The organism is Streptomyces sp. BE303, from assembly GCF_036290945.1.
Lineage (GTDB): Bacteria > Actinomycetota > Actinomycetes > Streptomycetales > Streptomycetaceae > Kitasatospora.
In genome coordinates this window covers 1-328 of the sequence record NZ_JAQYWZ010000897.1, presented here as the reverse complement: position 1 = coordinate 328, position 328 = coordinate 1, and the positions used below count along the sequence as shown (strand labels likewise).

1 protein-coding gene is annotated in these 328 nt (G+C 65.2%); it reads left to right on the top strand.

The window, feature by feature from the left end; translation table 11 throughout:
- Positions 1 to 31: 31 nt before the first annotated feature.
- Positions 32 to 328: MSCRAMM family protein (locus tag PUR56_RS34970; protein ID WP_443034610.1), on the top strand; the 297-nt coding region annotated here is incomplete at its 3' end.

Here is a 328-nt window from a genome sequence, read left to right as displayed (position 1 = left end):
GACGGGTGCGAATGGTCTGTGTTCTCGGACGGTGGAGGTCGGCACGTATTACTGGCGTGAGACGGCTGCCCCGCCCGGGTATCAGTTGCCTGCTTCGCCGGTGTTCGGTCCGTTGGTTCTGACTCCGGCGAATGCTTCGGTCGGTGTGCAGGTGACGGCTGCTGATCTGCCGCAGCCCCCGGTGACGGGTGAGGTTCGGGTGTTGAAGACGGATGCGAATACGGCGGCGCCGTTGGCGGGTGGTGTGTTCGATCTGTGGGAGGAGACGAATGGTGTTCCGGGTCTGCAGACGTCGGGGGTGAACCCGGACACGCAGGTGGGTGCGGCG